Source organism: Kribbella sp. NPDC005582 (assembly GCF_040605415.1).
GTDB lineage: Bacteria > Actinomycetota > Actinomycetes > Propionibacteriales > Kribbellaceae > Kribbella.
The window spans coordinates 449,884-470,984 of record NZ_JBEXCU010000004.1; the positions used below are offsets into that span (position 1 = coordinate 449,884).

Below are 21,101 nucleotides of genomic sequence, written 5' to 3' on the forward strand. Positions count from 1 at the left end.
CCTAGCCTCACTGGTACCACAATGTCACGAAGAGAGACGAAAGCAACAGCGGAGCGTGAACAGAACGTTGCTGCGTCGAAGTGTTGTCGGCACCTGAGGCGAGGCGCATTCTGTAATCGGGGGTGGCCGGTATGCGCACAGTGATGGCGTCGGCAGTTGCGATCGTAATGCTGGTTGTCGGATGCAGCGATACGTCAGCGGGTAGTGACCCGCCCGGTGGTACGACGCCGCCCCAGGAATCGGTGACGTCCGACGAGCCGGCGCCGGAGCCGACGGACCCGGAGAGCACGCAGACCAAGCAGAATCAGCCCGCCATCTCGCTCGCGACCGCGCCGATCGGCGGTAATCCCGACGAGGCCGGAGTCAAGCAATGCACCGCGGTCGCATGGCTGGCCGGCCAGATCCCGGAAGGCACTACCGTCACGCTTGGCACGGTCACGCTCGAACCGGACAACGTGTTCAAGCTCAACCAGCAGGTCTGTTCGAGCGACCGTCCGCAGTGCACCGGCGTGGTCTGGAAGCCGGACTCGACCGAGACCTGCTACGTCGGCGCGGAACAGGTCGCGGCCGGCGACAAAGACGTGCAGGTCGTCATCGCCGCCGACGTCAGGTGCGCGACCGAGCAGGACTGCCGAGACGTCCGCGCGGCTGCCGAGAAGCAAGGCACACAGGTCTTCTTCATTCCAGGTGAGCTCCCCAGCGAAACGCCCGAAACTCCTACCGGTGGATAGGCGATGGCGGACGAACGGTCGCAGGCCGAGCGCTGGGTGAGCTTCGCCGCCGGCATCGTCACGCCGGTGACGCTGATCAGCACGCTGCTCTTCTACTTCGGCTACGTCTCCGCGCGATCGCAGTACCGATATTTCGGCATCGACGTCGACACGATCGGCCTGAGCACGCAGGACTACGTGATGCGCAGTCCCCAGCCGCTGCTTGTTCCGCTGCTGGTCTTCACTCTCCTCGCGGTGGGAGCGCTTCTCGTCCACAACGCGATTCATCCGACCGCAACCGCCGTACGGCGATCGACCCGCGTCATCGTCGTCGTACTGCTGCTCGGGGTGGTCGGGCTGCTCGCCTACCCACTGCTCGGTCAGATGCCGTACTACGCCTTGGTCGTGCCGGTGCTGATCGGACTGGCGGCTGCCGCGCTCGCCTACGTCAGCTATCTGCGGAGCCGTCTCGATCCGCCGACTCGCGCACCGCGGGTGCTGATCGGTCTGCTCGCTGTCGTGACGGTCACCTGTGCGTTCTGGGCGACCGCGACGACAGCGGAGTACTCCGGCCGCGGGCTGGCCAAAGGCGACGCACGACAGCTGGATCGCTTCCCTGTCGTCATCCTGGACACGAAGGAGAAGCTCGCGCTGCGATCACCCGGTCTGGAGGAGACCGCGCTCCGGCCCGGGGCCGGCCAGACCTTCAACTACCGGTACCGCGGTCTGCGGCTCCTCGTCGTCGGTGAGAACCGCTTGTTCCTGGTGCCGCAGAACTGGAACGCCGCGAACACGACGGTCGTCGTACCGCTGAACGACTCGGTCCGCGTGCAGTTCCTGTTCCAGAACGATCCGCCCTGATCTCTCAGGCGGAGTCGCGAATGATCAGTTCGGTGCCGTAGACCTCGGGGCTGGTCAGGTCGGCGCCGCCGATCTTGGCCAGCAGGATCTCGGCCAGCCGTGCGCCGAGCCGCTCCACGGGCTGCCGCACTGTCGTCAGCTTCGGCGTCGTCGTGGTCGCCATCACCGAGTCGTCGAAGCCGACCACCGCGACATCGGCCGGCACCCGGCGACCGCGCTCGGACAGCACGCGCAGTACGGCGGTCGCCATCAGGTCGTTGGCCACGAAGATCCCGTCGAGATCGGGGTGCTTGTCGAGCAGCTCCAGCGCGGCCTGCTCACCGCCGTCGGCCGTGAAGTCGCCGAAGGCAACGGCCTCGGGCAGGCCGGCCTCGGCCACGGCGTTCTGGTAGCCGGTCAGCCGGTCGAGACCGGCCGTCATGTCGATCGGCCCGGCCACCGTGCCGAGCTTGCGCCGGCCGAGACTCAGCAGATGCTCGACCGCGGTCCGGGCACCGGCGACGTTGTCCACGTCCACACTCGCCACCGGTACGTCGACACCCAGCGGCCGAGCGCTGAAGACGATCGGCAGCGGCAACTGGGCGAGCTCCTGCAGCACGTTGTCGCGACCGTGGTGGCTGATGATGATCGCGCCGTCGACGTGACCGCCACGCAGATACCGCAGCAGCCGCTGGTCGTCACCCTCGGCGGGCTCGAGCAACAGCACCAGCTGGGACGAGGTCGGAGCCAGCGTCCGGCTCACACCGCGCAGCATCCCGGCGAAGAACGGGTCGGAGAAGACCCGGCTGTCCGGCTCGGGAACCACGATCGCGACCGAATCCGTCCGGCGCGTCACCAGCGCGCGGGCCGCCCGGTTCGGCACGTAGCCGAGCTGACCGATCGCCCGCTCCACCAGCGCCACCGTCTCCGGCAGGACCTTGGGCGATCCGTTCACCACGCGCGAGACAGTCGCCCGCGATACCCCGGCCAGTGCTGCGACCTGCTCGAGCGTGGGAGAACCCGTGTCGTCCATCGGCCCTCCCCGCATCAGTTGGTGTGTGTTCACACCGTATTACTATCCGGGGTTAATTTCTGGCGCTAGCCGCTCGACCGGGTGTTCGCCGCCTTGTCCGCGTCGTCCAGGGCCTGCCGCCAGGCGGCGTCGGCCTGCTGCTTGCGGTTGTCGACCCGCGCCAGCGCCGCGCTGAACACCTGGTTGATCTCGCCTTCGCGCGGACCCTTGTGCTGCTTGAGAATCACGGCTCGGGCCCGGTTCACGAAGATCTCGCCGACCGGGGCGTTGTTGAAGTACTCGTTGACCTGCGACTTCACCTGCGGGTCGTCGTAGGCGTCGAGCGTCGACGGGAACGAGCCGACCTTCTTGAACACCTTGACCTGCTGTTCCGGCGCGGTCAGCCACGCGGCGAGCCGGGCCGCCTCGGCCTGCTGCGGGGACTGCTTCGGCACGGTCAGGTACGACCCGCCCCAGTTGCCGCCTCCGCTGGGGAACACGTCGGCGACGTCCCACTTGCCCTTGCCGAAGCTACCGGCGTTCGTCTGGATGACGCCGAGCAGCCAGCCCGGGCAGGCCATCGTCGCGAACGCGTCGGAGCGGAAGGCCTTGTTCCAGGCGTCGCTCCAGGCCGGCAGCCGGGCGGACAGACCGTCCGCGCTGCCTTGCACGACCTGCTTCCAGACGTCCTGCAGTTTCGAGTTCTCGCCGGCGAGGAAGCGGTCCTGGTTGGAGTAGTAGGCCTGGTCCAGCTGGTTGCGCATCGCTTCCCAGGTCAGCACCGCGGAGTCGTACCAGGCCGAGCCCGGCACCTTCTCCTTGAACTTGCGCCCGGTCGCGAAGTACGACTTCCAGTCCGCGAACAGCTTGGCCACCTCGACGCGGTCGGTCGGCAGTCCCGCCTTCGCGAACAGGTCGCGGCGGTAGCAGATCGCCTCCGGCCCGATGTCGGTGCCGTAGCCGATGATCCGGCCGTCCTGGGTGGTGGCGCCGGCGACCTTCCAGTCCAGCCAGCGGTCCTTCAGGTCGTTCGCGCCGAAGTCGCGCAGATCCACGAACTGGTCACCACGGGCCAGGTACTTGTAGATCCAGTTGATCTCCATCGCCTCGATGTCGGCCATACCGGAGCCGCTGGCCAGGTTCTGGTCGAGGTTCTTGATGTGCGCGTCGACCGTCTCCGCGTGCCGTTCGACGATCCGGATGTTCGGGTGCTCGGCCATGTACTCGTCGTACAGGTCGTCGTACCCGAACTCGTTGAAGGTCGCGATGGTCAGCTGGATCTCGGGCTGGTCGCCGGAGCCGGTCGAGCCGCCGCCACAGGAGGCAGCCAGCAACGTCAGCGTGCAGCCGAGCAGGAGAGCAACAGAGCGTCGTACGTGGAGGGGGTGGTGGCCGGCACGGTTGCTGCGCCGCATGAAATGGCTCCCTGGAACTGGACGGAGTTGAGAGCGCTCTCGGATCGCGAAAGTGAGCTGAGTTTCGAGCGTTCGCAGCAGGTCTGTCAAGGGTTTGATGACTACTCTGCGGTACCGGAACACCTTAGTCAGTACATAGGTGGCAGCGTTGTGACGCTGTGAGCCACGCCGATTACCGTGTGCTCAATCTTTACATTACTCACAGGGAGTTACCAGGGTCGTGCGAAGACCTGGTTTCAGGGCAGCAGATCGCGGACGACGGCGTCGGCGAGCAGGCGGCCGCGGTCGGTGAGGGTGAGGCGATCTTTGGTGACACTCACCAGTCCGTCGGTGACGAGGGTGTCGACGGCGGCTCGGCCGGGGGCGTCGAGGACGTCGAGGGGCAGGCCGGCTGAGAGGCGGACCTCCAGCAGCACACGCTCGATCCGGCGAGTCTCGTCGTCCAGCACTTCGCGGGCGTGGGCCGGACTGACGCCGGCGGTCAGGCGTTCGGCGTACGCGGTGGGGTGCTTGACGTTCCACCACCGGACGCCGCCGACGTGGCTGTGCGCGCCCGGTCCGATGCCCCACCAGGTGTCGCCGCGCCAGTAGAGCTCGTTGTGGCGACAGCGCGCGTCCTCGGTGCGGGCCCAGTTGGAGACCTCGTACCAGTTCAGGTCGGCCTGGCTGAGCAGGTCGTCGGCAAGCACGTACTTGTCGGCCAGGTCGTCGTTGTCCGGCATCGGCAACTCACCGCGCCGAACTCGCCGGGCCAGCTGAGTACCGTCCTCGACGATCAGCGCATAGGCGCTGACGTGATCCGGGTCCGCCGACAGCGCCGACTCCAGCGACGTACGCCAGTCTTCGAGCGACTCCCCCGGCGTACCGTAGATCAGGTCGAGATTGACGTGCTCGAAGCCGGCCGCGGTCGCCTCTTTCACGGCTTGCAAGGCGCGGCCGGGCGTGTGGTGGCGATCGAGAATCTTCAGCACGTGCGAGGAAGCGCTCTGCATGCCGAAGCTCACCCGGGTGAAGCCGGCCTCCAGCAAGGCTTCGAGGTACGCCGGGTCGACGGACTCGGGATTGGCCTCCGTGCTGACCTCCGCGTTCGGCGCGAGACCGAACTCGTCGCGCACCGCCTTCAGCATCGCGCCGAGATCGGCGGCCGGGAGCAGCGTCGGCGTACCGCCACCGAAGAACACGGTCTCGACCGGCCTTTGCAGGTCTTTCAGCACGCGGCGCGCGAGCCGCACCTCGCCGATCGCAGTCTCGGCGTACGACGCCTGCGAGCCACCGCCGCCGAGCTCCTTGGCGGTGTAGGTGTTGAAGTCGCAGTAGCCGCAGCGGGACGCGCAGAACGGCACATGCAGGTAGAAGCCGAACGGACGGCCGGCCGCCTCGCGAACGGCGGCATCCGGCAACGCCCCGTCCTGGGGCGCAACCTCCCCCTCGGGCAACGTTGACGGCACCCCACCATCCTACGGACCCGCGACTTCTTGATCGGATCGCCGGGTTTCCGTGGTAGCGGAGTGTGCTGAGGCCGTTACATTCGGCTCATGGAGACCGAGGCTCAGCCGGTGGGACGTGGCACCCGGAACGCGGTGATCGTCGCGATCATGCTCGGAATGTTGCTCGCGGCCCTCGATCAGACGATCGTGGCGACCGCGCTGCCGACCATCGTGAGTGACCTCGGTGGCGCGAACCACCTGTCCTGGGTGGTCACGTCGTACCTGCTCGCCGAGACGATCATGACCGCGCTGATCGGGAAGTTCGGCGACCTCTACGGCCGCAAACCGATGTTCCTGCTCAGCGTGGTGCTGTTCCTCGGCGGTTCCGCGCTCTGCGGGATGGCCGACTCGATGCTGTGGCTGGTCGGCTCCCGCGCGATCCAGGGGCTCGGCGCCGGCGGTCTGATGGTGACCGCGATGGCGGTGATCGCGGACGTCGTACCGCTGAGCGAGCGCGGCAAGTACCAGGGCGTGATGGGCTCGGTCTTCGGCGTCTCCACCGTGGCCGGTCCGCTGCTCGGCGGGCTGTTCGTCGACCACCTCAGCTGGCGCTGGGCGTTCTACGTGAACATCCCGCTCGGCATCGTCGTCCTGATCGTTGCCTCGATCACCCTTCCGTCGGTGAAGGCGCCGACGAGTCCTCGGATCGACTATCTGGGGATCCTGTTCATCGGTGCGGCCGCGACGGGGCTGACGTTGGTGACGACGTGGGGCGGCAACGAGTACGCGTGGGGTTCGACCGTCATTCTCGCGATGATCGCGGGCTCCGTGCTGGCCCTCGCGTTGTTCATCTGGGCGGAACGTCGAGCCGCGGAACCCTTGCTGCCGTTGAGGTTGTTCCGGTCCGGCGTCTTCACGGTCTGCTCGATCATGAGCTTCATCATCGGGTTCGCGATGCTCGGTGGCGTGACGTATCTGCCGACGTACCTGCAGTTCGTGCACGGCGCCTCGGCCACCGAGTCCGGGCTGCAGATGCTGCCGCTCGTCGGCGGTCTGCTGGTCGCGTCGATCGTGGTCGGTCAGGTGATCAGCAAGACCGGGCGGTACCGCGTCTTCCCGATCATCGGCACCGTGCTGATCGGCACCGGTCTCTTCTTGCTGTCGCTGCTCAACAACACGACGTCGTACGTCGAGACGGCCGGTTTCATGGTGGTGCTCGGGGTTGGTGTCGGGCTCTGCATGCCCGTGCCGACGGTCGTCGTCCAGAGCACGGTCGACTACTCGGACCTTGGTGTCGCGACGTCGGGCGTGAGTTTCCTGCGCACGATGGGCAGTTCGTTCGGTGTCGCGGTCTTCGGATCGATCTATGCTCACCAGCTTCCGGAGAAGCTCGCGCCCGCCGTACAGAGTGCTCAGATCGACCCGCGGCTGGCCACCACCGTCGAGGGTGTGCGGGGGCTGCCAGCAGCCGCCCGATCGTTCATCACCGCCGCGTATGCCGACTCGTTGCACGTCGTCTTCCTGGCGGCAGTCCCGGTCGCTGCCCTTGGCTTCCTGACATCACTGCTGCTGAAGCAGGTACCGCTCCGCGACACGGCCCGGATGGCCGCCGGCGATGTCGGCGACAACTTCGCCGCTCCGTCGTCCTTCGATTCCGAGCACGAACTCGCCAAGCTCGCCGCCCTCGTCGTCCAGCACCACAAGCGCAATCCGGCCCCCGAGGTCCTCGCCGAATCCGGCCTCCCGCTCACCACCGCCCAGGCCTGGCTGATCATGCGCGTCTTCCGCGGCGGTCGCGAAACCGGCGCCGCCACGCTCGCCGCCATCACCGCCGACCTCAAGATGCCGCCCGGCGTCGTCGAACCGCTCGCCACCCAGCTAGTTGCCGCCGGCTACCTTTCCGAGACGCTCGGCCAGTACCGCTTCACCCCCGCCGGCCTGGAGATGTTCCAGCGCTTCGTCGGCGCCTTCCGCACCTGGATCCGTACCCGCCTCGCCGAATGGGACCCCGAGAACTCCGAAGCCTTCGCCGCCGCCGTGGACCGCCTGGCCACCCAGATGATCGATCAGGGCCAGTCCCTCACCACCGGCAAACACGCCGCCGCCCTCACCTCGGTCTAGCTGACCGGGGCAGGACCCGAAGGGCCAGTAGCTGCCGCGGCTATCCCCAGATCAGCAGCCCGATCCCGATCACCCCGAGGACGCCCGTGCCCACGAGCACCACCGTCTCCATGGGCGGCTTGGGACCGTCGTCGCGGTTGTAGACCTTGCCCGGCGCCCACGACACGCTCACTTCCGTGCGAGTCGCCAGCGACCACATCAAGGCGATCCCTGCCCCGACGCTCAATCCGATCGGCACCGCCAGCTGGGTCGGCGTCCCCGTGGTGGAGATCACCATCGCCGCCAGCCACCCGATCCCCGACGTCAGCAGCAACCGCGCCCGGACCCGCCGCCGTACCGAGACGAGCCCCAGCACCCACAGCAGTTCAGCGGCGTACCCGAAGCGCACGCTCACCGGACCGTCCGCCAGCACCGCGACCACGATCCCGGCCCCACCAAGCACCACGAACAGCACGCCGTATGGGACGCTTCCGCCGTCCGCCCCGAGATACCGCCAGAACCGCCGCAGCACATTCACCACGGTACGACGCCGACCACCCCAACGCCGTTCCGCCGGACGGACTCAGGCAGTGGGGATCGGCGTGGAGCGGTTGGCGCGTTGCCAGCTGATGGCCAGCAATACGGCGGCCGCGGTGCCGGCGAGGCCGAAGACGCCGATCGCGGTGGCGGCGTTCGTCTTGTCGGCGAGGAGGCCGGCGAAGAGCGGGCTGACGCCGGTGGCGGTGGTGAGGCCGGAGTTGGACATACCGATGGCTTGGCCGCGGCGGGCGTCGGGGAGGCGGAGCGTCATGGAGGTGGTGGTTTGCATGACGACGATGGTTCCGAAGGCGCCCGCGACGACGAAGAGCAGGATCGAAACGACGATGCCGGGCCGGAGCAGGCAGAGGGCGACCGGGGCCGCGGCGGCGATCGAGAGTGGGCCGAGCAGGCCGGGCCGACGGTCCTCGGGGACGAACTTGCTGAACAGGAAGGCGCCGACCACGCTGCCCAGTGGGTCCGCGGCGAGGATGAGTCCGACGGTGACCGAGCCGCCTCCGAACAGAGCGGCGTACGGCGCGGCCATGCCCTCGTAGACGGCGACGAGCGCCATCAGCCACAGCATCAGGACGAGCGCGCGCATGCCGCGGTCGGCGAACAGCAGGCGCCAGGTTTGGCCGGCTGATGAGTCGCGTGCACCCGGTTCGGACGCCGTACGCGCGGCCGGGCGGTGTGCGAGGCGAAGGCGGATCAGGATCGCGGAGCCGAAGAACGTGAGTGCGTCGAGCAGCAGGACGACGTGCGGGTTGAAGACGGCGATCAGCAGGCCGCCACCGGCGAAGCCGGCCATCTGGGCGGACTGGATGGTGATGCTGCGGATCGCCATCCCGGTCCCGAAGCGTTTCTCGCCGAGTACGTCGGGAAGCAGCGCGAGCTGAGCCGATTTGAAGACCGGTTGCAGCAGCGACACGATGCCGACGAGCACGCACAGCGACCAGAACGGCATCGCGGGAATCGCGACCAGCAGGATCAGGCAGCCGCGCAGACCGTCGATCCACAGGATCAGGTCGCGGCGCGGGAAGCGGTCGGCGAGACCGGTGAGGAACAGGCCGCCGAGCAGCGACGGGACGAACGTCAGCGCATACGTCAGACCGGTCAGAGCGGCCGACCCGGTGTCGGCGAAAACCAGCACCGACAAGGCGACCCGCGCCAACTGATCACCTGCGACCGACTGCAGCTCAGCCAGCCACATCGCGCGGAATTCCGGCACCCGGAACACATCTCGATAGCTCACAGCGCCCGCCATACGCCCGACCGTAGGACGACTCAGGGGCCCGCCGAGCAGTATTCGAGCCTCGTCGAAACCTCGCTTCGGACTGGATCGAAGCACGGTCGTGCGGAACTTCGGGGCGTCACCGGCAGTTGTGCACTTGGGGGATTTGCGTAGTTGGTGACGAGGCAGGAGAAATGAATGAGCAGGCGGGTCGAGCAGAAGGCTCAGGCGCGTGAGCGAGTGGCGGCTCTGCGGGCGCAGCAGCAGCGGGCCGAGCGGCGCAAGCGGCTGCTCCTCGCGGTCGGCGCGGTCGTGGCCGTCGTGGTGGTGGTCGGCGGGCTGGTGATCATCAAGATCGCGGGCGGCGGCAACGACAAGACCGCGACCGGGCCCTCCGGCACGGCCGACGCGCAGATCGTCACCGCACTCAGCTCGATCCCGGCCGAGACCTTCGCCAAGGTCGGCAGCGCCGACGTACAGGCCGCGCCCTCCGCGATCACCGCTCCCCCGCTGACCGCCGGCGGCAAGCCGAAGGTGCTCTACATCGGTGCCGAGTTCTGCCCGTACTGCGCGGCCGAGCGCTGGCCGGTGTCGGTCGCGCTGGCCCGCTTCGGCACCTTCACCAACCTCGGTACGACGCACTCCGCCAGCGACGACGTGTTCCCGAACACGCCGACGCTGTCGTTCCACGGAGCGAAGTACACGAGTCAGTGGCTGTCGTTCACCGGTCTCGAGACGACGACCAACGAGAAGGGCGCCGACGGCCAGTACAAGCCGCTCGACACCCCGAGCGCCGAGGACCAGAAGACGTTCCAGACCTACAACGCCCCGCCGTACGTGAAGAGCGGCGGGTCGATCCCGTTCGTCGATCTCGGCGGCAAGTTCGTCGGCTCCGGCGCGACGTACAGCCCGGAGATCCTGGCCGGCAAGACCCAGGCCCAGATCGCCGAGGCACTCAAGGACCCGTCGAGCCCGATCGCCAAGGCCGTCGACGGTTCGGCCAACGTCTACACCGCGGCGCTCTGCCAGCTCACCAACAACCAGCCGGCCGCCGTCTGCAGCACCGAGCCGGTCAAGGCCGCCGCCGGCAAACTCGGGAAGAGCTGAATGAGCACCACGACGGCCCGGGGATCGTCCCTGGGCACGATCCCCTGGCTCGTCCTCGGCATCTCGGCGGTCGGCGTCCTGGTCTCGGCGTACCTGACCTACGAACACTTCACCGCCGGTACGACGCTCGCCTGCCCCGAGACCGGTGTCGTCAACTGCATGAAGGTGACGTCGTCGTCGTACTCGAAGCTCTTCGGCGTACCGGTCGCGGTGCTCGGCCTGCTGTTCTTCATCGGCATGACCGCGTTGTCCGTGCCCGCTTTCTGGCGTACGGCGTCGCCGTGGCCGTCACGCGCCCGCCTGGCCGGCGTCGTGGTCGGCGTGGTCTTCGTGCTCTACCTGGTCTGGGCGGAGCTGTTCCGCATCAACGCCATTTGCCTGTGGTGCACAGTCGTACACGCTCTGACACTGATCCTGTTCGCGTTGATCGTCATCCGGGTCGCTCTTCCGCCCCTGGAGGACTGACCCCGTTTACGCCGAGCGCCTCCCGGGGTACCGCAGTGGAGTCCATAACCTCGGGGTTCATGGCAGGAGGCCACCATGGGAATCGGCGTATCAGTGTTCTTGCTCGCGGTCGGCGCGATCTTCTCCTTCGCCGTCGCCGACCACATCAGCGGTGTCGACCTCACCATGGTCGGCTACATCCTGATGGGCGCCGGCGCACTCGGCCTCGTCCTCACGATGTTCCTGCTCAGCCAGCGCCCGCGCGCGGCGCGCACCACCGCAGTCACCGAAGAGCGTCGCTACATCGACGAGCCGTAAACCGCCGTACTGCAACAAGCTGCTACTCGGCGTTCGGAGCGCGCAGACCGTCGAGAATGACGGCTAGAGGTCGCTCGTCGGCGGCGTACCGGCGAGCTTGAGAGGCGCCGGCGAGTAGGGCGATGACATGCGCGACGCCGACGTCCTTGCGCACGGCGCCGTCTTGCTGCGCCTGCTCCAGCAGGACGGCCACGGCTGCCGTGAGCTCCTCGGCAACCGGCGCGATCGCCTCGGTCGGGTCTCCACCCAATTCGGCCAGCGCGTCGACAAGTTCCAGCTTGCTGGCCGAGTCACCGACGACGGCGGCGAAAAAGTCGAAAAAAGCCGCTGGATCCGGCGACGCGGCCTGTTCGCGGGCGTCGGCGGCGATCCGGGTGAGGCGCTGGACGATGAGCGCCTGCAGCAGCGCCTCCTTGGTGGGGAAATGCCGAAAGACGGTACCGACACCGACGCCCGCTGCTCGGGCGACCTCCTCGGTGGAGGCGCTGCTCCCTCGCTGGGCGAACACCTGCTCCGCGGCCGCCAGTACCCGCGCTCGGTTGCGCTGGGCGTCGGCGCGTGGCGGACGCGCAGCCGTCATCGACCACTCCTTGCAAACGGAGTGAGCAGTCCGTATTCTCTAACCGGAGTCACAAGTCCGATTCTATCCCCAGAGGTTGGAGATCCGCATGTGGCAGGCGGTCCTGCTCGCGTTCCTCGCCGGCTTACTGGCCGCGAACGCGTACCCGCACTTCACCAAGGGCATCACGGCGGAGCGGTTCCCCACCGTGTTCGGGTCCTCCCCAGTGGTCAACGTGCTCGCCGGCTGGTCGGGCCTGGCGCTTGCCGGGCTGAGCCTGTGGGGCGCGCACCCTGTGCAGCACCCCGGCTGGGTGCTGCTCGGCCTGACGGTCGGCTCGTTGCCGATGGCAATGTTCCACGCCACCGGCCGCACGATCGGCGCTCGCGACTGAGCCCACGCTTCGAGCGCACCAGCGCGGGATACCTGCTACTTGTACATGTCGTCCAGGACGTCGGCGTACTGGGTTTCCACGTACTTGCGCTTGAGCTTCAGGCTCGGGGTCATTTCGCCGGACTCCACCGTCAGGTCGCGGTCGAGGATGGTGAACTTCTTGATGGTTTCCCAGCGGTTGAGGCCGGCGTTGAGTTCGTCGACGTAGCCCTGGACCATGGCGTGGGCGGCGGGTGAGGTGACGATCTCGGCGTAGGACTTGCCGGCCAGACCGTTCGCTTCGGCCCAGGGGGTGATGGCGTCGGGGTCCAGGGTGATCAGGGCCGAGACGAAGTTGCGCTTGTTGCCGTGGACAACGAACTGGCTGGCGTAGGGGCAGAGGGTCTTGAACCGGCCTTCGATGACCTGGGGGGCGACGTACTTGCCGCCGGAGGTCTTGAAGAGGTCCTTCTTGCGGTCGGTGATGTAGAGGAAACCGTCCTCGAAGTGGCCGATGTCGCCGGTGTGGAACCAGCCGTCGGCGGTCATCACCTCGGCGGTCTGCTCGGGGAGGTTGTGGTAGCCGCTCATCACGCCGTCGCCCTTGATCAGGATCTCGCCGTCCTCGGCGATCGTGATCTCGGTGCCGGCGAAGGGCGGGCCGACACTGCCGAGCCGGTACGACGTGGGCCGGTTCAGCGACGATCCGGCGGCGGTCTCGGACAGGCCGTAGCCCTCGAGGATCAGCAGCCCAGCCGCGTGGAACCACTCGGCGAGCTGCTTGTCCAGGGCGGCCGAGCCGGAGACGAAGAAGCGGATCCGGCCGCCGAAGCGGGCGCGGATCTTGGAGAGCACGAGCTTGTCGGCGACTGTGAGCTGGGCGGCGAGCAGACCGGACGGCTCCTTGCCCTGCTGGCGAAGTGCGGAGGCGCGCGCGCCGACGCCGAAGGCCCAGTCGAACAGCTTGGCCTTGACCCCACCGTCGTTGGCGATCATCGTCTTGATCCGGGCGTGCGCCTTCTCGAAGATGCGCGGCGCGGCGGCCATGAAGGTCGGCTGGACGATCGCGGCGTTCTCGACGATCTTGTCGATCCGCCCGTCGATCGCGGTCGCGAAGCCGAGCTGGAACTGGACGGCGAGCAGCACCTGACCGAACACGTGCGACAGCGGCAGCCACAGGAACTGCAGGTCGTCCTGGCTCAGTACGCCGGTCTCCTCGACCGCGGCGCCTTCGTACGTCCAGACCGAGTGCGGCAGCCGGACACCCTTCGGGCGGCCCGTCGTACCGGAGGTGTAGATCAGCGTGCAGAGATCCTCGGGCGTGACTTGGGCGATCCGGTCGTCGACCTCGGCCAGCAGCTTCTCGCCGAGCGTGTCGAGGTCGGCCAGTGTGATGACCCAGTCGCCGTCCTCGGCGGCCGGCGTACCGTCGATCAGCACGACCTTGTGCAGCGACGGCATCTCGGTCTTGTGCTCGCGCAGCTTGTCGACCTGGCCGGCGTCCTCGGCGAACACCACCCGTACGTCGGCGTCCGCGACGATGTACGCCACATCGGCCGACAGCGTGGTCGGGTAGATCGTGGTCGTCGCGGCGGCGGCGAGGATTCCGGCGAGGAAGCACTCGACCCACTCGATCCGGGTGGTCGCGGCGATCGCGACCCGCTGCTGGGGTTCGACGCCGAGCGCGATCAGACCGGCCGCGCGGCGGCGGGCCAGGGCCTCGGTCTCGGACCAGGTGACGGACTTCCAGCCGTCCCCGGCCGGGAACCGGAAGGCCTCGCGCTGCGGCGTGGCCGCAACCCGGTCCAGGAACATCTGGGCCATGGTTTCTTTGCGGTTGCTGAGCACGGCGTTCATCGATGGCCTCCATCGGGGGTCAAGTGAACTGGACAGTAATGCAAGCTCCGCCCGCTGGCCATGGCACTCGCTTGCCCACTGAGACCTTCTCGATTACGTTTCCGCAACATGCGCATACGGCCTGTGGCCTTTCTCTCACTCTCCGCCCTGCTGCTCGGGCAGCTGCTTCCGGCAGCGGCGGCCCCGCCTCCCTCGGAGTTCGGCTCCGACTACGACGATCCGCGGACGCCCGCACCGAAGATCTCGGTCCCGGACACCACGCACTGCCAGGTGCAGATCGTCCGTCACGGCTTCCGTGACTTCGAGCCGTACCGGTCGACCTACACTCCCCCGAGCGCCTGCCAGGGCCCGTGGTCGAAGGTCGTGCTGCGGATGCACGGCGAGGTGAAGGGCGTCCAGTACGACCGCCTCGGCCACATCACGATCGGCGGCGTCGGCGTCTTCCGGACCTCGACCCCGGAGCCGAGCACCGACGGCATCGCCTGGGACGTCGAGAAGGACGTCACGTCCTACGTGCCGCTGCTGACCACCCAGCAGCCGGTCGTGATGGAGCTCGGCAACGTCGTCAACGACACCTACACCGGCGTCCTCGACATCACCGTGACACTGGACTTCTACACGACGAACCGCCGCGTCCCGGCCGCGAAGACGGCGAACGTCGTACTGCCGCTGCAGGATCAGCGCCGCGAAGAATCCGACCTGATCGGTACGGCGACGCTCCCGCGGAACACGACCCGCCTCCTCGGCGAGGTGTACGTGACCGGATCGGGCGGCGGCTGCGAAGAGTTCTGGGACACGTCGGCCCCGGCCGAGACCGGCTACTCGTGCCCGGACGGATCGCCGTACCGGGAGGTGGATGTCTCGATCGACGGCAAGCCGGCCGGGATCGCCTTGCCCTACCCGTACATCTACACCGGCGGCTGGTCGAACCCGTACTCCTGGCGGCCGTCTCCTGCGCCGCGCGCGTTCGACATCAAGCCGCTGACCTATGACCTGACGCCGTTCGCCGGACTGCTCACCGACGGCAAGCCGCATGAGTTCCGCGTCCACGTGAACGGCGTACCGGCTGGTCAGAGCGGCTGGTTCACAGTCCCGAACCTGCACGTCTGGACCGACGCGCACCGCAGCCAGACGCGCGGTGCGATCACCTCATACGCCGTCTCTCCGCTGACCAAGACCGACGAGGTGACCACGGGCTCCGTCGCCACCAAAGCCTCGCGTACGTTGAAGATCAGTGGCTATGTCGACACATCGGCAGGACGTGTCCGCACCACCGTCCAGCGCACCCTGCGCAACACGTCCGACCACACGTGGACCGAAGGCGAAACCAAGGACAGCCTCGACGCGAGCTGGCGTGACACGTCGATCGTCACCAACGGCGGCAAGGTCGAGCTGACCGATCTCGACTACGGCAAGAACGGCGTGCTCACCTTCTTGCCCAACGCAACGGTTCCCGGCGGCTATGACGTGGTCACGGATCTGAAGATCCACGACACGATCCGGACCACGCACGGCTACACCAACGAGACGTACGACGGCCGCGCGTCCTGGATCTACAACGTCCCGCGCGACCAGCGGCACGCCACCGGCACGCAGACCGTCCGCTTCCAGTCCTTCGGAGCGGACGGCTGCTACGACCACACCCTGCAAGCCGTCAATGGCGTGTACACCAAGGACTTCCGCCGCTGCTAACTAGCGTGCGGCGAGGAGCTCCGCGATCTGTACGGCGTTGAGCGCCGCACCCTTGCGGAGGTTGTCGTTCGAGACGAAGAGCACGAGGCCGCGTCCGTCCGGAACCGACTGGTCCTGACGGATGCGGCCGACGTACGACGGGTCCTGGCCGGCCGCGAGCAGCGGGGTCGGCAGGTCCGCCAGTACGACGCCGGGCGCCGTACCGAGGAGCTCCGTCGCCTCGGCCGGGGTGATCGGCCGGTCGAACTCGGCGTGGATGCTCAGTGAGTGACCGGTGAAGACCGGGACCCGGACACACGTGCCGGCGACCGGGAGGTCGGGGATGTGCAGGATCTTGCGGCTCTCGTTGCGCAGCTTCTGCTCTTCGTCGGTCTCACCGGTGCCGTCGGCAACGATCGACCCGGCCAGCGGCAGCACGTTGAACGCGATCGGACCGGCGTACACCTTGGGCTCGGGCAGCGTGATGCCCTCAGCGCCCAGCGCCAGCCGGCCACCGACCTCGGCCAGCGCGCGGGTCTGGTCCTCGAGCTCGCTCACCCCGACACCGCCGGACCCGGAAACGGCCTGGTACGTCGAGACCACCAGCCGGGTCAGCGTGGCCGCGGAGTGCAGCGGCTTCAGCACCGGCATCGCGGCCATCGTGGTGCAGTTCGGGTTGGCGACGATGCCCTTCGGCAGATCGTTCAGGTCCTCCGGGTTCACCTCGGAGACGACCAGCGGGACGTCGGGATCCATCCGCCACGCCGACGAGTTGTCGACCACAACGGCGCCGGCCGCGGCGACCCGTGGCGCGAACTCGAGCGACGCCGTCTTCCCGTTCGAGAACAGCGCCAGCTCCAGCCCACCGAAGTCAGCCGTCGCCGAGTCCTCGACCGTGATCTCGGTGTCGCCGAACGGCAGCTTCGTCCCGGCCGACCGCGCCGAAGCGAAGTACCGCACCTCGTCGACGGGGAACCCGCGCTCCACCAACAGCTCGCGCATGACCCGACCGACCTGACCCGTAGCCCCAAACACTCCAACTCGCATACGGGGAAGCCTACTCGGCGCCATCCGCCCCGGACCCGTGATTTCGGTACGCGGACCGTCAGGCCATCACAAATGCCCCCGGCACCCCCCGCTGAGCGTGCGAGGTGACTGCCGAGGGCAAATGTGATGGGCTGCAGGTCCGGGTCAGCTGTCGGAGACGAGGACGCCGCCGTTGGCCACGTCGGACTTCTCGATCTCTTGAAAGACGATCCGGACGGCTTCGCGCTTGGCGCCGAGGATGGCGATCGCGGAGTCGGTGACGGCGGCGACGAACTCGCGGCGCTGGTCGAGGGTGCGACCGGAGAGGAGTTCGACGGTGATGTTCGGCATGCGGGTTCTCCAGAAGGGTCAGCCGAGGGCGGCGGCGCGCCGGGCGGCGACCTCCGCGGAATCCTCGGGGTCGGTGTTGAGCGAGTCGAGCAGGGTGTCGACGTCGTCCTTGCGCTCCGGCAGGAGCAGGCCGAGGCCGACGAAGATCACCAGAGAAGTTGCCAGCGGCAACGCGACGACCAGGGTGGTGTCGGTCGAGCCGACACCGTACTTCACGACCGCCCAGGTGATCAGGCCGATCGCCCACGAGACGAGCGCGGCGCGCGGGCCGGAGCGCCGGAACCAGGGCAGCAGCCCGAGCATCAGCGGGATCGCGATCGGGCCCATCGTCGCGGCCACCAGGTCGACGACGATCTTCAGGACGACGCCTTCACCGTTGGTGGCGATCGCGATCAGCATGCTGACCGTGACGAACGTGAAGGTGGTGATCCTGGCCATCTTGAGCGCGGCCACGTCGGTCATCTCGCGGACCTTCTTCACCAGCACCGGGGCGAGGTCGCGGGTGATGACGGAGGAGATCGCGTTCGCGTCGGAGGCGACCATCGCCATCGTGTGCGAGAAGAAGCCGGCCAGGACGAGCCCGATCAGGCCGCTCGGCAGCAGCAGCTGCGCCAGCTGGACGTAGGACTGCTCGGCCTTGCCCGGGTGCACCAGCAGCGGCGCGGCGCACATCGGGATGAACAGGATCAACGGCCAGACCAGCCACAGGAACGACGACAGCAGCGCGGACTTCTTGGCCGCGGAACCGGACGGCGCGGCCATGTAGCGCTGGGCCAGGTTCCACATGCCGCCGTTGTACTCGAAGGTTTTGATGAACAGGAACGCGATCAGGAAGATCGGTGTGTACGGCCCGTTCAGCGCGTCACCGTGACCTTCCGGCAGCTTGTCCCACATCGTCCACAGCGTCGAGACACCACCAAGATGCGAGAGCACGCCGATGAACATCGCGACCCCGGCGCCGAACTGGATGATGAACTGACCGAAGTCCGTCAGTACGTCTGCCCACAGGCCACCGAGCGTCGCGTAGAGCATCGTCACCACGCCGGTGAGCAGAATGCCCCACCGCATCGGTACGCCGGTGAATCCGTTCAGCAGTACGGCGATCGCGACCCACTTCGACGCGATGTCGACGACCTTGAGTGCCGCACCGGAATACGCCAGCGCCTGCTGGGTCGGCAGGTTGTAGCGCCGGGCGAGGTATTCCAGCGGCGAGACAACCCCGTGCTTGGCGCGCAGCCGGTTCCAGCGAGCGGCGAACAGGAACGCACCGATGCCGACACCGACGCCGATCGACACCGCCCACCAGACGTAGACGGTGATGCCGTAGTTGTAGGCGACCGCGGCGAAGGCGACGAACATGACCGCGCTGTAGCCGGACATGTGGTGCGAGATGCCGGACAGCCACCAGGGAATCCGGCCGCCGGTCGTGAAGTAGTCGACGACGGTCTTGATCTTGGTGCGTGACCAGAGTCCGATCACCACCATCAGCACGAAATAGCCGACCAGGACTGACCAGTCCAGTGCGGTCATGGGGAGCCTCCCAGGGACAACGGGCGAGTGACTGGAAGGTTCCACTGAACAGAACACCGTGTCAAGAGACGGAACCCGGAACAATCTGTGCCTGAGTTCCACCGCGGAAACCACGCTCAGCAACAATTGACAGATGGTTCCACTCCGTAGAACCTGGTTCTGTGAATGCTCAGTCGCCGCTCCAGATCCGCCACGCCACCCACCCCGCCCAGGTGCCCGGTTTCGACACCGCCGCCCTGCGCGCGCAGTACCTGGTGGACGACCTCTTCACGCCGGACAAGGTCACCGCGGTGCTCACCCACCACGACCGGATCGTGCTCGCCGGCGCCGTACCGGCGACCGCGCCGCTGACCTTGGGCACCTGGCCCGAGCTGCGTAGCGAGTACTTCTTCGAGCGCCGCGAGGCCGGCATCGTCAACGTCGGTGGCCCGGGCACGATCAGCGTCGACGGCACCAAGTACGAGCTGACCACCGGCGCCTGCCTGTACGTCGGCCGCGGCGCCCGCGAGGTGGTCTTCGACGGATCCGGCGCAGCGTTCTACATCTTCTCGGCCAACGCGCACACCGAGTTCCCGACGGCGCTGATCAACCCCGGCGAGGGCAATCGGCTCGAACTCGGCGACCAGCAGACCGCGAACCGCCGGACCATCGACCAGTACATCCACGCCGACGGCGTGCGCAGCTGCCAGGTCGTGCTCGGCGTGACCACGCTGCACGCCGGCAGCACCTGGAACACCATGCCCGCGCACACGCACGACCGGCGTACCGAGTGCTACTTGTACTTCGGCCTGCCGGAGACCGAGCGGATCGTGCACCTGCTGGGCGAGCCCGACGAGACCCGGCACCTGCTGGTCGCCGATCGCCAAGCGATCATCTCGCCGAGCTGGTCGATCCACTCCGGCGTCGGCACCTCGTCGTACAGCTTCGTCTGGGCGATGGCCGGCGAGAACCAGGCCTTCACCGACATGGACGGCGTCGACGTCCGGGACCTGCGGTGACAGCTGCGCCCGATTCGTTGGGGCCGTTCAGCCTCAAGGGCCGGACGGCGCTCGTCACGGGCGCCCGGCGCGGGATCGGCGCGGCGATCGCCGCCGGATACGCCGCGGCCGGCGCCGACCTGATCCTCTTCGCCCGCGACGCGGCGCTCGAGGACACGCTGGAAGCGATCAAGCAGAACGGCGGCGGCGAAGCGACCATCGTGACCGCCGACTTCGCCGACCCCGATGCCGTCGAGGCGGTCGCGACCGAGCTCGCGGCAACCCGCCAGATCGACATCCTGGTCAACAACGCCGGCACCATTCGCCGCGCACCAGCAGCCGACACCAGCACGGCGGACTGGCGGCACGTGATCGACGTGAACCTGAACTCGACGTGGGCGGTGACGCGGCCGATCGGCGCCGCGATGGCCGAGCGCGGAGCCGGGAAGATCGTTACGATCGCGTCCCTGCTCAGCTTCCAGGGCGGGATCACGGTCCCCGCCTACACTGCGAGCAAGCACGCGGTCGCGGGGCTGACCCGGGCCTTGGCCAACGAGTGGGGTGCGGCCGGGGTCCAGGTGAACGCGATCGCCCCGGGCTACATCAGTACCGACAACACCACCGACCTGCGGGCCGATCCGGAGCGCGAGGCCGCCATCCGGTCCCGCATCCCGGCAGGTCGCTGGGGGCGGCCGGACGAGTTGGTCGGCGCAGCGGTCTTCCTGGCCTCGGCGGCGGCGGACTACGTGAACGGCCATATCCTCGCGGTCGACGGTGGCTGGCTGGCCAGATAAGGAGTGGCAGGATGTCCGACATGAGTTCGCCTTCGGCCATCGACAAGACGTTGATGGTGCTGGACGCAGTCCTGGAGCACTCCCGCTTCACCGATGTGGTGAACGCGACCGGCCTGGCCAAGTCCACCGTGCACCGGATCATGGCCTCGCTGGTGGAGCACGAATTCGTCGCGCAGGCCGACGACGGCTCCTACCACCCGGGCCCGAAGGCGCTCCGGCTCGCCGGCCACGCCCTGACCAACGTCGACCTGGCCACGGTCGCCCGCCCGGTACTGGCCGACCTGGTCGCCCAGACGCGCTGCACCGTGCACGTCGGTCTGCTCAACGGCGACGAGGCAATCTATGTCGCCCGCTTGGACGGCCCGAAGCCGTACCGCATGCCGTCTCGGGTCGGGAAGGCGTTCTGGCTGCACTGCACCGGCATCGGCAAGGCACTGCTGGCCGAAAAGGACGATGAGGCACTCGACGCTCACATCACCCGGACCGGCCTGCCCGCGCGTACGCCGCTGACCCACACCACGGCCGCCAGCCTCAAAGCCGACCTGGCGCAGGTCCGCGCGCGCGGCTACGCGCTCGACGACGAGGAGAACGAGCCCGGCATTCGCTGCGTGGCAGCGGTGATCCACGATCACACCGGATCGGCCATCGCCGCGGTCAGTATTTCCACGTTGTCACTGGAACAATCGATCGCCCAGGTGGCTCTGATGGCCCCCGCCGCGACCGAGGCGGCCCGCAAGATCTCCGCTGCGCTGGGCTACCGGGAGCCGTGAGCGTGTTCTATGGTTAGGAAACCTTCCTAACCATTGCAGAGGACCGCCCC

The 21,101-nt window shown here is 67.8% G+C and carries 21 protein-coding genes; 11 read left to right on the forward strand and 10 right to left on the reverse strand.

Annotation, left to right across the window (positions count from 1 at the left end; genetic code table 11):
* Positions 1 to 242 precede the first annotated feature (242 nt).
* Positions 243 to 731, forward strand: a complete 489-nt coding sequence (locus tag ABZS29_RS25330) for a hypothetical protein (RefSeq protein WP_355465171.1) — start codon at positions 243 to 245, stop codon at positions 729 to 731.
* 3 nt (positions 732 to 734) lie between these two features.
* The gene (locus ABZS29_RS25335; protein ID WP_355465173.1) at positions 735 to 1,571 is read left to right on the forward strand and encodes a hypothetical protein; all 837 of its coding nucleotides are present in this window, start codon (positions 735 to 737) and stop codon (positions 1,569 to 1,571) included.
* A gap of 4 nt (positions 1,572 to 1,575) precedes the next feature.
* On the opposite strand, the gene ABZS29_RS25340 is transcribed toward ABZS29_RS25335, so the two are convergent.
* The 3 genes from ABZS29_RS25340 to hemW all read right to left on the reverse strand — a co-directional run bounded on the left by ABZS29_RS25340 (position 1,576) and on the right by hemW (position 5,425).
* Positions 1,576 to 2,583 (reverse strand): LacI family DNA-binding transcriptional regulator, encoded by a 1,008-nt coding sequence (locus ABZS29_RS25340; protein WP_355465175.1) that lies wholly within the window; start codon positions 2,581 to 2,583, stop codon positions 1,576 to 1,578.
* A gap of 65 nt (positions 2,584 to 2,648) precedes the next feature.
* Positions 2,649 to 3,977, reverse strand: a complete 1,329-nt coding sequence (locus ABZS29_RS25345; RefSeq protein WP_355465177.1) for an extracellular solute-binding protein — start codon at positions 3,975 to 3,977, stop codon at positions 2,649 to 2,651.
* Positions 3,978 to 4,213: 236 nt separating this feature from the next.
* Positions 4,214 to 5,425 (reverse strand): radical SAM family heme chaperone HemW, encoded by a 1,212-nt coding sequence (hemW, locus tag ABZS29_RS25350; RefSeq protein WP_355465179.1) that lies wholly within the window; start codon positions 5,423 to 5,425, stop codon positions 4,214 to 4,216.
* Positions 5,426 to 5,512: 87 nt separating this feature from the next.
* On the opposite strand from hemW, the gene ABZS29_RS25355 reads away from it, so the two are divergent.
* Complete coding sequence (locus tag ABZS29_RS25355) at positions 5,513 to 7,525, forward strand: MDR family MFS transporter (protein ID WP_355465181.1); 2,013 nt, start codon at positions 5,513 to 5,515, stop codon at positions 7,523 to 7,525.
* Positions 7,526 to 7,565: 40 nt separating this feature from the next.
* On the opposite strand, the gene ABZS29_RS25360 is transcribed toward ABZS29_RS25355, so the two are convergent.
* Positions 7,566 to 8,036: a hypothetical protein gene (locus ABZS29_RS25360; protein ID WP_355465183.1), complete on the reverse strand. Its 471-nt coding sequence runs from the start codon at positions 8,034 to 8,036 to the stop codon at positions 7,566 to 7,568.
* A 51-nt stretch (positions 8,037 to 8,087) separates the two neighbouring features.
* Positions 8,088 to 9,308: an MFS transporter gene (locus ABZS29_RS25365; protein WP_355465185.1), complete on the reverse strand. Its 1,221-nt coding sequence runs from the start codon at positions 9,306 to 9,308 to the stop codon at positions 8,088 to 8,090.
* A 165-nt stretch (positions 9,309 to 9,473) separates the two neighbouring features.
* Between ABZS29_RS25365 and ABZS29_RS25370 the strand changes: the two genes are divergently transcribed.
* The 3 genes from ABZS29_RS25370 (at position 9,474) to ABZS29_RS25380 (ending at position 11,144) form a co-directional block, all read left to right on the forward strand.
* Positions 9,474 to 10,382 (forward strand): DUF929 family protein, encoded by a 909-nt coding sequence (locus ABZS29_RS25370; RefSeq protein ID WP_355465187.1) that lies wholly within the window; start codon positions 9,474 to 9,476, stop codon positions 10,380 to 10,382.
* On the forward strand, positions 10,383 to 10,847 hold the full coding sequence (locus ABZS29_RS25375; RefSeq protein ID WP_355465189.1) for a vitamin K epoxide reductase family protein: 465 nt from the start codon (positions 10,383 to 10,385) through the stop codon (positions 10,845 to 10,847).
* Positions 10,848 to 10,922: 75 nt separating this feature from the next.
* Positions 10,923 to 11,144: a DUF6458 family protein gene (locus ABZS29_RS25380; RefSeq protein WP_355465191.1), complete on the forward strand. Its 222-nt coding sequence runs from the start codon at positions 10,923 to 10,925 to the stop codon at positions 11,142 to 11,144.
* 22 nt (positions 11,145 to 11,166) lie between these two features.
* Here ABZS29_RS25380 and ABZS29_RS25385 read toward each other — a convergent pair whose 3' ends face one another.
* A complete protein-coding gene (locus tag ABZS29_RS25385; RefSeq protein WP_355465193.1) occupies positions 11,167 to 11,724 on the reverse strand; it encodes a helix-turn-helix domain-containing protein in 558 nt (185 codons plus the stop codon).
* 88 nt (positions 11,725 to 11,812) lie between these two features.
* On the opposite strand from ABZS29_RS25385, the gene ABZS29_RS25390 reads away from it, so the two are divergent.
* Positions 11,813 to 12,097 (forward strand): hypothetical protein, encoded by a 285-nt coding sequence (locus ABZS29_RS25390; protein WP_355465195.1) that lies wholly within the window; start codon positions 11,813 to 11,815, stop codon positions 12,095 to 12,097.
* Between the two features lie 35 nt (positions 12,098 to 12,132).
* On the opposite strand, the gene ABZS29_RS25395 is transcribed toward ABZS29_RS25390, so the two are convergent.
* Positions 12,133 to 13,932 carry a long-chain fatty acid--CoA ligase gene (locus ABZS29_RS25395; RefSeq protein WP_355465196.1) on the reverse strand — a complete coding sequence of 600 codons (1,800 nt, stop codon included), beginning with the start codon at positions 13,930 to 13,932 and terminating at the stop codon, positions 12,133 to 12,135.
* 108 nt (positions 13,933 to 14,040) lie between these two features.
* Between ABZS29_RS25395 and ABZS29_RS25400 the strand changes: the two genes are divergently transcribed.
* Positions 14,041 to 15,624 (forward strand): peptide-N4-asparagine amidase, encoded by a 1,584-nt coding sequence (locus ABZS29_RS25400; RefSeq protein WP_355465198.1) that lies wholly within the window; start codon positions 14,041 to 14,043, stop codon positions 15,622 to 15,624.
* Here the strand turns inward: ABZS29_RS25400 and ABZS29_RS25405 are convergent, their stop codons facing one another.
* The 3 genes from ABZS29_RS25405 to ABZS29_RS25415 form a co-directional block, all read right to left on the reverse strand.
* Complete coding sequence (locus ABZS29_RS25405) at positions 15,625 to 16,650, reverse strand: aspartate-semialdehyde dehydrogenase (protein ID WP_355465200.1); 1,026 nt, start codon at positions 16,648 to 16,650, stop codon at positions 15,625 to 15,627.
* Positions 16,651 to 16,794: 144 nt separating this feature from the next.
* Positions 16,795 to 16,980: a tautomerase family protein gene (locus tag ABZS29_RS25410; RefSeq protein WP_132194310.1), complete on the reverse strand. Its 186-nt coding sequence runs from the start codon at positions 16,978 to 16,980 to the stop codon at positions 16,795 to 16,797.
* Between the two features lie 18 nt (positions 16,981 to 16,998).
* Positions 16,999 to 18,510: a sodium:solute symporter family protein gene (locus ABZS29_RS25415; RefSeq protein WP_355465202.1), complete on the reverse strand. Its 1,512-nt coding sequence runs from the start codon at positions 18,508 to 18,510 to the stop codon at positions 16,999 to 17,001.
* 161 nt (positions 18,511 to 18,671) lie between these two features.
* Between ABZS29_RS25415 and kduI the strand changes: the two genes are divergently transcribed.
* From kduI to ABZS29_RS25430, 3 genes are read left to right on the forward strand one after another with little or no spacing between them, the layout of a single operon-like run.
* Entirely contained in the window at positions 18,672 to 19,508 is an 837-nt protein-coding gene (gene kduI / locus ABZS29_RS25420; RefSeq protein WP_355465204.1) for a 5-dehydro-4-deoxy-D-glucuronate isomerase, read from the forward strand.
* The gene (locus tag ABZS29_RS25425; protein WP_355465206.1) at positions 19,505 to 20,281 is read left to right on the forward strand and encodes an SDR family oxidoreductase; all 777 of its coding nucleotides are present in this window, start codon (positions 19,505 to 19,507) and stop codon (positions 20,279 to 20,281) included. The genes kduI and ABZS29_RS25425 overlap by 4 nt, the downstream gene beginning before the upstream one ends.
* A 20-nt stretch (positions 20,282 to 20,301) precedes the next feature.
* Entirely contained in the window at positions 20,302 to 21,051 is a 750-nt protein-coding gene (locus ABZS29_RS25430; protein WP_355465208.1) for an IclR family transcriptional regulator, read from the forward strand.
* The last annotated feature ends 50 nt before the right edge of the window (positions 21,052 to 21,101 follow it).

Excerpts from the sequence above, each read along its gene's own strand:
- ABZS29_RS25335 (WP_355465173.1), top strand. The coding sequence starts at position 735 with ATGGCGGACGAACGGTCGCAGGCCGAGCGCTGGGTGAGCTTCGCCGCC.
- ABZS29_RS25340 (WP_355465175.1), bottom strand. The coding sequence starts at position 2,583 with ATGGACGACACGGGTTCTCCCACGCTCGAGCAGGTCGCAGCACTGGCC.
- ABZS29_RS25345 (WP_355465177.1), bottom strand. The coding sequence starts at position 3,977 with ATGCGGCGCAGCAACCGTGCCGGCCACCACCCCCTCCACGTACGACGC.
- ABZS29_RS25355 (WP_355465181.1), top strand. The coding sequence starts at position 5,513 with ATGGAGACCGAGGCTCAGCCGGTGGGACGTGGCACCCGGAACGCGGTG.
- ABZS29_RS25365 (WP_355465185.1), bottom strand. The coding sequence starts at position 9,308 with ATGGCGGGCGCTGTGAGCTATCGAGATGTGTTCCGGGTGCCGGAATTC.
- ABZS29_RS25370 (WP_355465187.1), top strand. The coding sequence starts at position 9,474 with ATGAGCAGGCGGGTCGAGCAGAAGGCTCAGGCGCGTGAGCGAGTGGCG.
- ABZS29_RS25375 (WP_355465189.1), top strand. The coding sequence starts at position 10,383 with ATGAGCACCACGACGGCCCGGGGATCGTCCCTGGGCACGATCCCCTGG.
- ABZS29_RS25380 (WP_355465191.1), top strand. The coding sequence starts at position 10,923 with ATGGGAATCGGCGTATCAGTGTTCTTGCTCGCGGTCGGCGCGATCTTC.
- ABZS29_RS25385 (WP_355465193.1), bottom strand. The coding sequence starts at position 11,724 with ATGACGGCTGCGCGTCCGCCACGCGCCGACGCCCAGCGCAACCGAGCG.
- ABZS29_RS25390 (WP_355465195.1), top strand. The coding sequence starts at position 11,813 with ATGTGGCAGGCGGTCCTGCTCGCGTTCCTCGCCGGCTTACTGGCCGCG.
- ABZS29_RS25395 (WP_355465196.1), bottom strand. The coding sequence starts at position 13,932 with ATGAACGCCGTGCTCAGCAACCGCAAAGAAACCATGGCCCAGATGTTC.
- ABZS29_RS25400 (WP_355465198.1), top strand. The coding sequence starts at position 14,041 with ATGCGCATACGGCCTGTGGCCTTTCTCTCACTCTCCGCCCTGCTGCTC.
- ABZS29_RS25405 (WP_355465200.1), bottom strand. The coding sequence starts at position 16,650 with ATGCGAGTTGGAGTGTTTGGGGCTACGGGTCAGGTCGGTCGGGTCATG.
- ABZS29_RS25410 (WP_132194310.1), bottom strand. The coding sequence starts at position 16,980 with ATGCCGAACATCACCGTCGAACTCCTCTCCGGTCGCACCCTCGACCAG.
- ABZS29_RS25415 (WP_355465202.1), bottom strand. The coding sequence starts at position 18,510 with ATGACCGCACTGGACTGGTCAGTCCTGGTCGGCTATTTCGTGCTGATG.
- ABZS29_RS25430 (WP_355465208.1), top strand. The coding sequence starts at position 20,302 with ATGAGTTCGCCTTCGGCCATCGACAAGACGTTGATGGTGCTGGACGCA.